11 protein-coding genes are annotated in these 14,066 nt (G+C 65.6%); 3 read left to right on the top strand and 8 right to left on the bottom strand.

Annotated elements, in window-relative coordinates; all coding sequences use genetic code 11:
• Nucleotides 1-90: 90 nt before the first annotated feature.
• Nucleotides 91-1,002 (top strand): LysR family transcriptional regulator, encoded by a 912-nt coding sequence (locus tag BLS91_RS01405; protein ID WP_092338787.1) that lies wholly within the window; start codon nucleotides 91-93, stop codon nucleotides 1,000-1,002.
• 71 nt (nucleotides 1,003-1,073) lie between these two features.
• Here the strand turns inward: BLS91_RS01405 and BLS91_RS01410 are convergent, their stop codons facing one another.
• Nucleotides 1,074-2,462 carry an MFS transporter gene (locus tag BLS91_RS01410; RefSeq protein WP_092338482.1) on the bottom strand — a complete coding sequence of 463 codons (1,389 nt, stop codon included), beginning with the start codon at nucleotides 2,460-2,462 and terminating at the stop codon, nucleotides 1,074-1,076.
• A 190-nt stretch (nucleotides 2,463-2,652) separates the two neighbouring features.
• On the opposite strand from BLS91_RS01410, the gene BLS91_RS01415 reads away from it, so the two are divergent.
• Nucleotides 2,653-3,288, top strand: a complete 636-nt coding sequence (locus BLS91_RS01415) for a hypothetical protein (protein WP_092338484.1) — start codon at nucleotides 2,653-2,655, stop codon at nucleotides 3,286-3,288.
• A 1-nt stretch (nucleotide 3,289) separates the two neighbouring features.
• On the opposite strand, the gene BLS91_RS01420 is transcribed toward BLS91_RS01415, so the two are convergent.
• Nucleotides 3,290-4,756, bottom strand: coding sequence for an MDR family MFS transporter (locus BLS91_RS01420; RefSeq protein WP_092338486.1), 1,467 nt, complete (start codon nucleotides 4,754-4,756; stop codon nucleotides 3,290-3,292).
• A 135-nt stretch (nucleotides 4,757-4,891) separates the two neighbouring features.
• On the bottom strand, nucleotides 4,892-5,569 hold the full coding sequence (locus BLS91_RS01425; RefSeq protein ID WP_092338488.1) for a LysR substrate-binding domain-containing protein: 678 nt from the start codon (nucleotides 5,567-5,569) through the stop codon (nucleotides 4,892-4,894).
• A gap of 83 nt (nucleotides 5,570-5,652) precedes the next feature.
• On the opposite strand from BLS91_RS01425, the gene BLS91_RS19465 reads away from it, so the two are divergent.
• Nucleotides 5,653-5,811, top strand: coding sequence for a hypothetical protein (locus BLS91_RS19465; protein ID WP_241983069.1), 159 nt, complete (start codon nucleotides 5,653-5,655; stop codon nucleotides 5,809-5,811).
• Between the two features lie 62 nt (nucleotides 5,812-5,873).
• On the opposite strand, the gene BLS91_RS01430 is transcribed toward BLS91_RS19465, so the two are convergent.
• The 5 genes from BLS91_RS01430 to BLS91_RS01450 all read right to left on the bottom strand — a co-directional run bounded on the left by BLS91_RS01430 (nucleotide 5,874) and on the right by BLS91_RS01450 (nucleotide 14,007).
• A complete protein-coding gene (locus BLS91_RS01430; protein WP_092338490.1) occupies nucleotides 5,874-8,363 on the bottom strand; it encodes an excinuclease ABC subunit UvrA in 2,490 nt (829 codons plus the stop codon).
• A gap of 73 nt (nucleotides 8,364-8,436) precedes the next feature.
• Nucleotides 8,437-9,492 (bottom strand): hemolysin family protein, encoded by a 1,056-nt coding sequence (locus tag BLS91_RS01435; protein WP_092338492.1) that lies wholly within the window; start codon nucleotides 9,490-9,492, stop codon nucleotides 8,437-8,439.
• A complete protein-coding gene (locus BLS91_RS01440) occupies nucleotides 9,485-10,852 on the bottom strand; it encodes a hemolysin family protein (RefSeq protein WP_092338494.1) in 1,368 nt (455 codons plus the stop codon). Before BLS91_RS01440 ends, BLS91_RS01435 begins: the two co-directional genes overlap by 8 nt.
• A 271-nt stretch (nucleotides 10,853-11,123) precedes the next feature.
• Nucleotides 11,124-12,767, bottom strand: coding sequence for an AMP-binding protein (locus tag BLS91_RS01445; protein WP_092338496.1), 1,644 nt, complete (start codon nucleotides 12,765-12,767; stop codon nucleotides 11,124-11,126).
• Between the two features lie 55 nt (nucleotides 12,768-12,822).
• Nucleotides 12,823-14,007: an acyl-CoA dehydrogenase family protein gene (locus BLS91_RS01450; protein WP_092338498.1), complete on the bottom strand. Its 1,185-nt coding sequence runs from the start codon at nucleotides 14,005-14,007 to the stop codon at nucleotides 12,823-12,825.
• Nucleotides 14,008-14,066 lie beyond the last annotated feature (59 nt).

Here is a 14,066-nt window from a genome sequence, read left to right on the forward strand (position 1 = left end):
TTTGTGTCCCTCCACCCTCGCAGCCGGATAGAGTGCAATCAAGGCAATATTTCACAGGGGGTATGTGCGCAGATGCACACGCTCGAAAGGATGCGATCCGTGAGTTCACACCAGCTTCCGAGCCCGAACGATCTGCTCGTGCTGCTCACCGTGGCCAGGCTGGGGCGCTTCAACGCGGTCGCCGAGGCGCTCGGCACCACCCACACGACCATCTCGCGGCGCATCCTCGCACTCGATGCGGAGCTGGGCGGCCGCACGCTCGAGCGCAGCCCGCATGGTTGGGAGCTCACCGAGCTGGGCCGGCACGCGGTCAGTGCTGCCGAGGCGATCGAAGACCGGCTGGGCGCGCTCGCCACGGCTATCAGCCAGACCGACCCGCTCTCCGGGCTGCTGCGCATCAGCACCATCGACGGATTCGGGGCGGAGATCGTCACGCCAGCCCTCGTGAAACTGCAGCAGAGCCACCCGCGAATCAATATCGAGATGTTCAGCGCCACCCGCAAGGTGAGCCAGAACCGGTCGGGCGTCGACCTGGAGATCGTGGCCGGCCGCAACGATGTCAACAACGCACAGGCGATGTTTCTGACCAACTATTTTCTGCGGTTGTACGCCAGCCGCGAGTATCTGCTTGGCCGCGGCGCGCCCCGCACGCTCGACGACGTTGCGTTGCACAGTTTCGTGTCGTACGTCGAGAGTGCCCTGCTCGTGACCGACCTGGGCTATCGCTCCTCCGAGCTGCCGGAACCGGCCACGACCTTTCAGGCCACCAGCCTGTTCGCCCAGTTGGAGGCGGTGCAGGCCGGCGCCGGAATCGGACTCCTGCCGAACTTTCTCGTGCACGACCGGCCGGAATTCGTGCCTGTGTTGCGCGCAGACTTTCAGCGTCAACTGCCCATCTGGGCCGTCGTGCGGGCCGAATCGCTGCGCTCGCCCGTGGTGCGCGCCGCCATCGAGGCAATCACGCTGGAGATCGCGAATCGACCGGCCGCCTTCAGCGAGTGACTTACAAGCGGATGCCCCGCCGGAGCGAAAAAGGGCGGCCCGATCCGTGGGATCGGACCACCCGCGACGCGCTACCGGCGACCGACCCCGGCGAGGTCGGCCTGGGCGGCGCGATCGGCCGATTCGGCGGCATCCGCTGCGTCAATGTCGTGCAGGGAGAGCCCGCGCGTTTCCTTGAGGGTGAGCACCACGAGGGCCGTGATCAGGCACGCGGCTGCGAGGTAGATGGCTACCGGCACCGAGGACTCGAAGGTGGAGAGCAGGCTCACGGCGATGATCGGGGCGATCGAGCCCGCGATGACCGAGGTGACCTGGTAGCCGAGGGAGACGCCGGAGTAGCGCATCCGGGTGGGGAACATTTCGGCCATGATGGCGGGCTGGCCGGCGTACATGAGGGCGTGGAAGAGCAGGCCCACCATGATCGCGACAATGATGATGAAGTCGTTCGCGGTGTCCATCATGGGAAAGGCGAAGAATCCCCAGGTACCGGCGAGCAGGGCGCCCACGAAGTACACCGGGCGCCGGCCGACCCGGTCGGAGAGGTGTCCGACCAGCGGAATGACGACGAAGTGAATCGCGTGGGCGATGAGCAGAAGGAGCAGAACTCGAGAGGTGTCCATCTGCACGATGATCTTCAGATAGGTGATCGAGAAGACCACGACGAGGTAATAGAGAATGTTCTCGGCGAAGCGCAGGCCCATCGCGGTGAACACCCCGCGGGGATAGCGGCGGAAGACCTCGACAATGCCGTAACCTTTGTCGCCGGCGACGACCTCTTTCTGCGCCTTGAGAAAGATGGGGGCATCGCTGACCTTGGTACGAATGTAGTAGCCGACCAGCACGATGACGGCGGAGAGCCAGAACGCGACGCGCCAGCCCCAGCTCAGGAAGGCCTCATCGGACAGGGTGGAGGCGAGCACGAACAGTACGGCGGTGGCCAGCAGGTTTCCCATCGGCACCGCGGACTGCGGCCAGCTGGCCCAGAATCCGCGCGACTTCGGCGGGCTGTGCTCGGCGACGAGCAGCACCGCACCGCCCCATTCGCCGCCGACAGCGAAGCCCTGGATGAAACGCAGGAGAACGAGCAACACCGGTGCGAGGTAGCCGATCTGCTGGAACGTCGGCAAGCAGCCCATCAGGAAGGTGGCGACGCCGACGAGTACGAGGCTGAACTGGAGCAGGCGTTTGCGGCCGAACTTGTCGCCAAAGTGTCCGAAGACGATGCCGCCGATGGGGCGGGCCAGGAAGCCGACGGCGTAGGTGGCGAAGGCCGCGATGATGCCCTCGAGTTCGGTGCCGGCGTTCGGAAAGAACAGGGTGCCGAAGACCAGGGTGGCGGCGGAGGCGTAGAGAAAGAATTCGTACCATTCAACGACCGTGCCGGCCATGGAGGCCGCGACGACCTTTTTCAGTCCGGACGTCTGCACGTCGTTTCGGGTATCGGATCTGGTCGTGCTCATAGGATTTCCCCTGGTGTCGTCATTGACACAACGTGCGTGCACGTCGTCTGGCTGGTCTTAGCTTGCGCTTCGCGTTGGTGGCTGTCAAAGACGATTCGCACAGGGGCGACGTGCAGAAATGCACACGGTGGCGCGGCGAACGAACGCGGCACGGTTATTCTCGAAGGAACAACAGTGAGGTGGGGCAACAGTGACGCACGCGCATCCGCTGCACGTCGACGTTGAAGTAGCGTGCCTGTGCTGCCTCGCGCCGCAGCCGTTTCACTTCACGTCGCTGAGCGACCAGGTGGTCTGCTCGCTCTGCGTGCACCACATCGGGGCCGAGAAATCCGAGCGCCGGGACCTTGAGCATGTGCGATTGTGGGCCGCGCGCTGGGCATCCTCCGAGACCGCCCACGCCGACTACATCGCCGAAACGGATGCCTTACTCGTCGGCCGGGACAAGGACCTGACCGCCCTTCGCGACCAGGTCGCCGAGCTCAGCGCCATCGTTGCCGGCCAGTTCACGGCCGGGATCGAGGGGGTGCGGAGCCTGTTGCAGAATGACCTGGTCAAGCGTGCTGAACGCAACACCGAACTGGCCCGGCGGCAGATCGACTGGGCCATGGCCGGCATCTGGCGCATCGAAGCGCTGCACCACGACGCGGCGGCGCAGAAGTGTTCCTGCGGCCGCACGGCGGGCAGCTGCGACGAGAGCGCCGCGATCGACCCGCTCCGGCAGACGCTGCTCGACTGGGAGAAGAAGAACGTGGCGCTGCTGCAGGGCGGCCGGCGGCACGGACTGCCGGCGGATCATCCCGCGGTGCTGGCCCAGCGCATCCGCTGAATCAGTGAGCGCTGACCGGAGCGCTTTCGACCGCGTCGCCGAGCGGCGGGCGCCGCACGAGGAATGCAGCTGGAATGGCGAACAGCGAGATGATCGCGCCGCACAGGAAAGCACCGCGAATTCCGGAGGCCGTCGCCGAGATCTCGGAGACGCCCTGAGCCATGAGGGCGGCCGACTGCGCGGTCATCACGGCGATGAACAGTGCCGTTCCGACGGCGCCGGCGAGTTGCTGGATGGTACCGACGACCGCGCTGCCGTACGAGTACAGGCTCGGCTTGAGAGAGCCGAGGCCCGACGTGAACAGCGGCGTGAAGAGCAGCGAGAGGCCGGCGCTCATGCCGACGTGGGCGATTAGGAGCATCCACGGCGGGGTGGTCTGCCCCATCATGGTCATCGCCCAGAACGCGGCGCTGACGATGATCGATCCGGGAACCAGCAGGATGGTCGGGCCGCGACGGTCGTAGATGCGGCCGACGAACGGCGCAAGCAGCCCCATGGTCAGGCCACCGGGCAACAGAAACAGGCCGGTTTCGAGGGCCGTCAGGCCGAGCACGTTCTGCATGTACAGCGGCAGCAGAATGATGGTGCCGAACAGGGCGAGCATGCTGATGCTGAGCATGGAGATCGAGAGGGTGAAGGTACGCGAGCTGAACACGCGCAGGTCGAGCAGGGCCCGATCGGTGCGCTGCAGCTGAAGCTGGCGCAGCACGAACAGGGCCAGGGCGACCAGGCCGATGCCGAGCGGAATCCAGCCGGCAGCGGATGCCCCACCTAGGTTGCTGAGGCCGTAGACGAACCCGCCGAAGCCGAAGGCCGAGAGGATGACGGAGAGCACGTCGAGCGGCAGCTTGCGCGGCGTCGTCACGTTCTGGATGCGCGAGGCACCGAGGATGAGGGCGCCGATGGCGATCGGCAGTACGAGAATGAACATCCAGCGCCAGTCGAGCACGCTGAGAATGACGCCGGAGATGGTCGGGCCGATGGCCGGGGCGACCGAGATGACGATGGAGATGTTACCCATGGTTTTGCCGCGGGAGGCCGGTGCGACGAGGGTCATTACGGTGGTCATGAGCAGCGGCATCATGATGGCCGTTCCGCTGGCCTGCACGATGCGGCCGACCAGCAGCACCTCGAATCCGGGCGCGAGCGCGGCGATCAGGGTGCCGGTGCTGAACAGTGTCATCGCGGCGATGAAGACCGGCCGGGTGTGGAAGCGCTGGATGAGAAAACCGGTGATCGGAATGACCACGGCCATGGTGAGCATGAACGCCGTCGTCAGCCACTGGGCGGCGGTGGCCGTGATACTGAGGTCCTTCATGAGGTGCGGCAGCGCCACGCCCATGATGGTCTCGTTCAAAATGACGACGAATGCCGAGACCAACAGCAGCCGAATCACGAGCTGGTTGCGCCTGGCGTCGGGGTGTTGTGCGGCCTCGGTGATCGTGTCGGTGGCGGCTGGTGCGGTCATTACTGGTCCTGACGGTCGTGCGAAAAGGGGATGTGCCACAAACGTCACGCGAAAATGAGCGGCCGCCCGCCCCGTAGGTCCCCCGGGCCAGCTCGCTGTGTGCGCCTCTAGGTGCAGCGTTTTGCAGGGTGTGAATTATTCCTGAGTCCCAGAATTAGTGGGGATGCCGCGCATCGCGACGCGACCCGCACTGGTCGCAAACAGGTCACGCAGTCGACCGATGCCCGGATCCGCGTTCAGGGACTGCCGCACGACGACGAAGTCGAGTCGGTAGACGGGATTCTCGAGCGGATGAAGCGTGACCGAGTCGGGCAGCTGCCCGACGGTGAGTTCCGGCACGAGGGCGACGCCAACCCCAGCGCCGACGAGAGCGAGGATCACGGAGAAATCGGTGGCCTCGGCGACAGACCTGGGCGCGAAGCCGGCCACTCCGCAGGCGCGCTGCACCATCTCGTGGCAGGACCACGCCGCGTGCGGCACGACCCAGTCGTGGCCGCTGAAGTCGGCCAGCCCGGTGCGGGCGATCGACGGGAAAGCGGCGACCCGATAGGTACCCGCCGAACCGCCCCTCGACGCGATCATCTCCAGTTCGGCGATCGACAGCAGATCGACGATGTCGTTGCCGGCCGGGGTGAGGGTGAGGGTTCGACCGTGTCGTTCGGTGAGGGTGAGCCCCCACCTCGCGTTCGAGCGCGGCGAGTTGCATCGAGGCCCCGGGGCCGTGAGGTGTGCAGTTCGCGAGCAACGGCGGCGATGGTGCCGAGTCGGTGAAGCTGGGCGAGCATCCGCAATTTTCTGACGTCTAACACCCATGTCATTTTTACGTAACGCGGCAGTAAAAGTAAATACATATTCGCACTGGAGCGGGCCGTGCTCGAGGACTGGGTTCTCCTCGAGTGTTTCTGGCCGGCCTCGGCGTTGTCGTGCTGTGGGCGAGCGCGTTTCCGGCCATTCGGGTGGCCGCGCCCGAGCTTGGGGTGGCCGGACCGTCCCTGGCCCGCCTCGTCGTCGCGGCCGTCGCCCTCGCACTGCTCGAACCCGTGCTCAGGGTGTGATTGCCAGCCCGGCGCGACCTGCCGGTCCGGTACCGTGAAGCAACAAATATCCCGCTCTCGCGTTATGGGAGGCGGAGCCTCAGATAGGGGGCGGTGCGGCTCGTGGGGTGGGCGGCCACTGTCGCCGGGGTGCCAGCGGCGATGATCTGGCCGCCCTGGTCGCCACCGGAAGGGCCGAGGTCGATCACCCAGTCGGCGGCGGCGACCACGTCCATCTCGTGTTCGACCACAACGACCGTGTTTCCGGCATCGACGAGGCGCCCGAGCTGCTGCATGAGCAGCTCGACGTCGGCCGGGTGCAGCCCGGTCGTCGGCTCATCGAGCAGGTAGAGGGTGTGGCCGCGGCGCGCCCGTTGCAGCTCCGTGGCGAGCTTGATGCGCTGCGCCTCCCCGCCGGAGAGCTCGGTGGCCGGCTGCCCGAGGCGCAGATAGCCAAGGCCCACCTCACGCAGGGTGTCGAGGCTGCGTGCGGCGACGGTGACGTCTTCGAGAAAGAGGAGTGCGGCATCCACTGTGAGGCCGAGAACTTCGGCCACGTTCTTGCCGCGGTAGCTGACCTCGAGGGTTTCGGGGTTATAGCGCGACCCGCCGCAGTCGGGGCAAGGCGCGTAACTGCCCGGCAGAAAGAGCAATCCGACCGCCACGAAACCCTCGCCGAGGCAGGTTTCACAGCGGCCGCCAGCCACGTTAAACGAGAACCGGGAGGTGGTGAAGCCGCGAGAACGGGCCTCGTCGGTGGCGGCGAAGGTAGCCCGCACGGCGTCGAACAGGCCGGTGTAGGTGGCGAGGTTGGAGCGCGGCGTGCGCCCGATCGGCTTCTGGTCCACCTGCACCAGCCGGTCCACGGCGTCGAGCCCGGTGACCATGGGCAGGTCGGAGCGCTCGGCCAGCTCGATCTCAGCGTCGGGGTCGCCGAGGTCCAGCACCGGCACATCGTCGGGGTCTGGGTGCAGGTGACGACCGACGGCTTCGGCGAGCACCTGGCTGACCAGGGTCGACTTGCCAGACCCGCTGACGCCGGTGACCGCCGTCAACACCCCGAGCGGAATCTGCGCGTCGATACCCTTGAGGTTGTGCCGGGTTACGTCGGTCAGTCCCAACCAGCCAAGCGGATGCCGCAGCTCGCCGCGCGCCACCGGCTCGCGTTCCGCAGCAAACAGGTATTCGCGGGTGACTGACATCTCGACTTCGGCCAGTCCGCCTGTCGGCCCGCTGTAGAGCACCTCACCACCGCCCTCGCCGGCTCGGGGGCCGACGTCGACGACCCAGTCGGCGCTCCGTACGACATCCATATTGTGTTCGACCACGAAGACCGAGTTGCCCGAGAGTTTGAGCTGCTCGAGCACGAGCAACAGCGGCTCGGCATCTGCCGGGTGCAGGCCGGCCGAGGGCTCGTCCAGCACGTAGATGACCCCGAACAAGCCAGAGCGCAGCTGGGTGGCGATGCGCAGCCGCTGCATTTCGCCCGGAGACAGTGTCGGGGTGGAGCGGCCGAGGGCCAGATAGCCGAGGCCGAGTTCAAGCAGCACGTCGATGCGGCGCAGCAGGTCGCCGGCCAGGGTGACGGCTACCTCCGTCGACGCGGCGTCAGCAACGATCGGCCGCAGCACCTCGGCGAGAGCCGTCATCGGCAGCGCGTTGAGCGCGGCAATCGACTGCCCGGCCACGGTCACGGCGAGGGCTTCGGGCTTGAGGCCGCTGCCGGCGCAGTCCGGGCAGGGGCCGGTATCGACATACCGCAGCACCCGCTGCCTTACATTCGCGCTTTTGCTGTCGGCCAGGGTGTGCAGCACGAAACTCTTCGCGCTCCAGAATCGGCCCTGATACGGCTTGGCGATGCGGTCACGCTGCGGCACAACCTCGACCACCGGTTGTTCTTCGGTGAACAGAATCCAGTCGCGGTCGGCGCGGGACAGTTCCTGCCAGGGACGGTCAATGTCGTAGCCGAGCACGGCGACGATGTCGCGCAGGTTCTTGCCCTGCCAAGCGCCGGGCCAGGCGGCGATAGCGCCGTCCCGAATGCTGAGGGTGGCGTCCTGCACCATCGACGCCTCGCTCACGGTGTGCGCCATGCCGAGGCCGTGGCAGCGCGGGCAGGCGCCCATCGCGGTGTTCGGGCTGAAGGAGTCCGATTCGAGGCGACCGGCGGCATCCGCTGGGTATATGCCGGCACGGGAATACATCATGCGCAGCGAGTTCGAGAGGGTGGTGACCGTACCCACACTCGAGCGGGAACTCGGTGTTCCGCGTCGCTGCTGCAGGGCAACGGCCGGCGGCAGCCCGGTGATCTCGTCGACGTGCGGGGTGTGTCCCTGCTGAATGAGGCGGCGGGCGTAGGGCGCGACCGATTCGAAGAATCGTCGTTGGGCCTCAGCGAAGATGGTGCCGAAAGCCAGCGAGGACTTGCCGGAACCAGACACCCCGGTGAAGGCGACGATGGCGTCCCGGGGCACGTCGACGTCGACATTGCGCAGGTTGTTTTCGCGGGCACCGCGCACCCGCACGAACCCATCACCGAGTGCGGCGGGGTTGTCTGGCTGGTCTGAGGTCATCTGATTGGAATCGTCGCTAAGCACCCAAACAACAGTACGTTGCTTGCGTGTGCGGTGCCCGGTTTCCGGCGGGTCAGATCGAGGTGGCGTCCTCGACCTGACCGACGAGCTCCTCGATGATGTCCTCGAGAAAGAGCACTCCGGTCACGGTGCCGTTCGCATCGAACGCGGTAGCGACGTGGGCGCCCAGGCGGCGCATCGAGGCGAGTGCGTCCTCGAGTTCGCTGTCACACGAAACGGATGCGAGGCGGCGCAGCCGTTTTCCCGGCACCGGCTCGGTGAAGCTGTCGCCGCCGGTGAGGTCCAGGACGTCTTTCAGGTGCAGGTAACCGCTTGGCTGCCCGTCGTCGTCGGTCAGAATGTAGCGGGAGAAGCCGTGGCGGCCGACCGCCTGCTGGATGTCGGCCGGGGAGGCGGTCGATGGCAGGCAGACCATGGATTCGATGGTCACCTGCACGTCGGTCACCTTCTTCGACGTGAACTCAAACGCTGCACTGAGTGTGCCCGAGGCATCCTGCAGCATGCCCTCGCGGGTGGACTGCTCCACGATGCTCGCGACCTCGTCGAGGGTGAACGCGCTTGTCGCCTCGTTCTTGGGCTCGACCTTGCACAGGCGCAACACCCCGTTGGCCAGCCAGTTGAGGCTGAAGATGATTGGGTTGAAGACGCGGGCGACGAACACGAGCGGCGGCGCCAAAATCAGGGCGGCCCTTTCGGGAACGGAGAACGAGATATTCTTCGGAATCATTTCGCCGAAGACCACGTGCAAAAAGGTCACCAGGACGAGCGCGAAGGTGAACGCGATCGTGCTGATCATGCCTTCAGAGAGGCCGGTACCCGCGAGCGGGAATTCGAGCAGTCCGTGGATGGCTGGCTCGGAGACGTTCAAGATAAGCAGCGAACACACCGTGATGCCGAGCTGGCTGGTGGCGAGCATCAGGGTCGCGTGTTCCATCGCCCACAGGGTGGTCTTGGCCGCTTTGCTGCCCCGTTCGGCCAGCGGCTCTATCTGGGAGCGCCGAGCCGAGATCACAGCGAACTCGGCACCGACGAAGAACGCGTTCACGACCAGCAGCACGACGAGCCAGGCCAGGCCGGGGAGGTACGCGGTTAAATCGGCGCTACTCATGGATCAGGTCTTTCTTGATTTCAATCACGATTCGGTCGTGTGTGGTGGTCAGGCTGGGATCGGTCTCGGGATTAGCGGGCGTATAGCGGATGCGGTGCACGCGCACGCCGTCGACGCGGTCGATGCGCAGCACGCCGCCGTCGATGGCGACCTCGTCGCCGAGTTCGGGAATGCGGTCGAGCTGGTCGGCGAGGAATCCGCCGACCGTGTCATAGCCCCCGTCATCGGGGATGGTGACGCCGGCGCGGTCGAACAGTTCGTCGGGGCGCAAGGCGGCGTCGAAGACGACCGAGCGGCCGGAGCGGACGACGCCGGCCTTGGCCCGGTCGTGTTCGTCTTCGAGTTCACCGACTAGTTCTTCGACCAGGTCCTCGAGGGTGACGATGCCGGCGGTTCCGCCGTACTCGTCGGCGACGACGGCGATCTGGAATCCCTGCTGGCGCAGAGCGGCAAGCAGGGAGTCGACGCCCATGGTCTCGGGAACGCGCAGGGCGTCCACCTTCAGGTCGGAGGCGGTGACTGTGGCACGCTCACTCAACGCGACAGCGAAGGCCTGTTTCACGTGCAACACCCCGACGATGTCGTCGGAGTTCTTGTCGATCACCGGAAACCTCGAGTAGCCGCTGGTCGTCGCGAGGCGCACAATGCTCTCGGCGGAGTCGGTGACGCGGACGGAAGCCATGCGCACCCGCGGGGTCATGACATCGGCGGCGGAGTGCTCGGAGAAGCGCAGGGTACGGTGCAGCATAGCGGCGTGGTCGTCGTCCAGCACGCCTTCGAGGGCGGAGCGGCGCACCAGAAAGCTCAGCTCTTCGGCGCTGCGGGCACCGGAGAGTTCTTCTTTTGGCTCAATGCCGAACCGACGAATGATCGCGTTGGCCGTGTTGTTGAAGAGCAGAATGAAGGGTTTGAACACCGCTGTGAATGCGGCCTGGGCCGGCACCACGATCTTTGCCGTAGCGAGCGGTACGGCGAGGGCGAAGTTCTTGGGAACGAGTTCGCCGATCACCATGGAGAACAGCGTCGCGAGCGAGATCGCCACGATGGTTCCCACCAGCGGCACGATGCCGGTAGGCACACCGACGCTCGTCAGCGGCCCGCTGAGCAGTGAGCGGATGGCCGGCTCGAAGGTGAACCCGGTCAGTAGCGTGGTGAGGGTGATGCCCAGCTGGGCGCTCGATAGGTGCGTCGAGGTGATCTTGAGCGCTTTGATGGTCGGACCGAGGCGTTTCTCGCCACGATCACGCCGAGCTTCGAGCTCATTGCGGTCGAGCGTGACGAGGGCAAACTCGGAGGCTACGAAAATTCCCGTTCCGACGGTGAGGAGGAGTCCTGCGCCCACCATGATCCACTCATACATGTTGAGGTCCTCTAAGTGAAAGAGGCATGTCGGTGGTGGTGGGCGAGGGTTTATGCGAGGGAGGGTCTTCCATTGTGCTTATAAGGCTATAGACGGATGCTGGCAAACTGCCTGCCCGCCGCGTTTCGGTCGCGCACGGGCACCGCGTCCGGGCTGCGGGCCTTGGCTGTCCGGGTGTGCGTGCGTAAACGCGGAGAAATTCGAGTTAGCGGCGCATTCCGACTGGGGTGGCCTGTATCGGGGCGAATCTCCGCAGTTGTGCACACTCGCCCTATGACACGACGGGTTCGACGACCTCTTCTGGCAGTTCGCGCAGCACGACCTTCATGATCTTGCCGGTGGCCGTGCGCGGCAGGGCGTCAACGAAGGTGACGTAGTCGGGCACCTTGAATGCCGCGATCAGGTAGCGAGTATGCGTGAGCAGGTCGACCTCGGTCACGAGGGCGTCCGGGCGGAGCACGACGTAGGCCTTGGGCCGCTCGCCCCACTTCGGATGCGGCATGCCGACCACGGCGACGTCGAGCACAGTCGGATGGGTGAGCATGGCGTTTTCGACCTCGATCGTCGAGATGTTCTCGCCGCCGGAGATGATGATGTCCTTGGCGCGGTCCTTGATCTCGATGTAGCCGTCCGGGTGCATGACGCCGAGGTCGCCGGTGTGGAACCAGCCACCGCGAAAGGCATCCGCTGTGGCCTGCGGGTCTTTGAAGTAGCCGAGCATGATGTTGTTGCCGCGCAGCACGACTTCGCCGATGGTCGCGGCGTCGGCCGGAACGTCGGTCATGGCCGAGTCGACGATGCGAGCCGATTCGGCCTGCACCATGCCCACTCCCTGGCGGGAGATCTTGCGGGCACGTTCGTCGGCGGGCAGGTCATCCCACTCGCGCTGGTATTCGCAGATCGTGTACGGACCGTAGACCTCGGTGAGGCCGTAGACGTGCACGACCGTGATGCCGAGGGCGTCGAGCTGTTCGATCACGCTCGGCGACGGCGGGGCACCAGCTGTGGTGATCGAGAGCGGCGTCTCGAGCACGTGCTTCATGGGAGCGTTGGCGATCACGCCGCACACCGTGGGGGCGCCACACAGGTTGGTCACGCCGAGGGTGTCGATGGCCGACCAGACCGATTCGGCCCGCACCGTGCGCAGGCAGACGTGGGTGGCACCGGCCGCGGTGACCGCCCAGGGTGTGCACCAGCCGTTGCAGTGGAACATGGGCAGCGTCCACAGGTAGACGGAGTCGCTCGTAAACTTGTTGTGGAACACCTCGCCGAAGGAGTTGAGGTATGCACCGCGGTGCGAGTACATGACGCCCTTCGGCTTGCCCGTCGTGCCCGAGGTGTAGTTGATCGAGATCACCGATCGCTCGTCGGAAACCTCCCAGGCCAGCGGCTCGGCGGAGTCGTTGTCGGCATCGGCCAGAAAGGACTCCAGCGTCTGCTGGCCCACATCGAGTCCGCTCTCGGTGATGCCGAACTCGCCGTCGGCGATTTCGATCACGCCCTTCAGGGCAGCGGATGCCGCGAAAGCGTCACCGACACCGGCGACCAGTTCGGCGTCAATGAACAGCAGGGTGGCCTCTGAATGCTCGAGGACGTAGTGCACCTCCGGCCCGGCCAGCCGTGAGTTCAGCGCGACGAGCACGCCGCCGGCCAAGGGCACGGCGTAGTGCGCGATGAGCATCTCGGGTATATTCGGCGCGAGGAATATGACCCGGTCGCCAGGCGTGATGCGCGAGCGGATGGCGTGGGCCAGCTCCTCCGCAGCCTGCGAAAATTCCTGGTAACTGTAGCGACGAGATCCGTAGATGATCGCATCCTTGTTTGGGAATACTTCAGCGCTGCGCTGCAGGAACCGCATGGGTGTGAGCGGTGAGTCGTTGGGTGAGTTTGTGGTTCTCAGGGTCAGGTCGATCATGCGGGACTCCTTTGTCCGAAAAGATGATGCAAGCGAAAGCTCGTGCAGGTCGAACCTAGTGGAAGGCGCTGACCCCGGTCAGGTCGCGACCGATGAGCAACGACTGGATGCTCTCGGTGCCCTCGTAGGTGTGGATGGACTCGATGTCGGCAAGGTGCCGAATGACGTGGTTCTCCAGCAGGATGCCGTTGCCGCCGAGCATGTCGCGGGCGAGGGAGGCGAGCGAACGCGCAGCGCGGGTGTTGTGGAACTTGGCGAGGCTGGCCTGGATGGGCCGCAGGGTGCCGGCGGCGTCCAGTTCGGCCAGCCGAATACAGTGCAGCTGCATCGAGGTGAGCTCGGAGAGCATGAGGGTGAGCCGCTCCTGAACGATCTGAAAACCGGCAATCGGCTTGCCGAACTGCACGCGCTGCTGCGCATAGTTGAGGGCAGCCTCAAACACGGCTGTGGCGTGACCGAGCGCCGACCAGGCGACCCCGAGCCGGGTCGCGAACAGAACGACTGCCGTGTCTTTGAAGGTGTGGGTGCCGGGCAGAACAGCGTCGAGGGGAATCCGCACATCGGTCAGGGTGATGCGCGCCTGGTGTACCGCGCGCAGCGAACCTTTGCCGAGCATCGTCTCGCCGCGGTAGCCGGGCAGGGCCTGGTCGACCAGGAAGCCGCGTACATTGCCGTCGTCTTCGCGGGCCCAGACCACGGTGACGTCGCCGACCGAGCCGTTGCCGATCCACTTCTTCTCGCCGTTGATAACCCATTCGTCGCCGTCGCGGTGTGCGGTGGTCTCGAGGCCCACCGAGTCCGAGCCGTGGTCGGGTTCGGTCAGGGCAAAGGCACCCAGCTTCTCGGCGCGGGCCAGCGGCACCAGCCAGGTGGCCTTTTGCTCGTCGCTGCCGAACATGGCGATACTGCGCAGGGCGAGCCCGCCCTGCACGGCCACGACGGTGCCCATCGAGCCGTCGCCGCGGGAGATCTCCATGTTCACCAGGCCGGCCGCGAGCGGGGACATGGGGGTGAGGCCCGGCCCCTCGACTCCGTCGGTGAGCAGATTGAGTTCGCCCAGGCGGCGAGCCAGGTGCAACGGGTACTCCGCCTTGTCCCAGGCCTCGCTCAGCTCGTCGAGGGTCTCCACCGCGAAGGTGCGAGCCCGGCTCCAGAACGCTCGATCAGCTTCGGGCACATCGGCGAAAACACCGTAGTAGTCGGTGTCGAGCGGGGCGGAGACATCGTAATCGGGCATCATTGCCTTTCGCAGTAGCAGGTGTGACTTCAGTTCTATCTGACACTGAGTCTCACGTCAAG

Origin of the sequence: Cryobacterium flavum (genome assembly GCF_900103805.1) — a bacterium.
GTDB classification, from domain to species: Bacteria; Actinomycetota; Actinomycetes; order Actinomycetales; family Microbacteriaceae; genus Cryobacterium; species Cryobacterium flavum.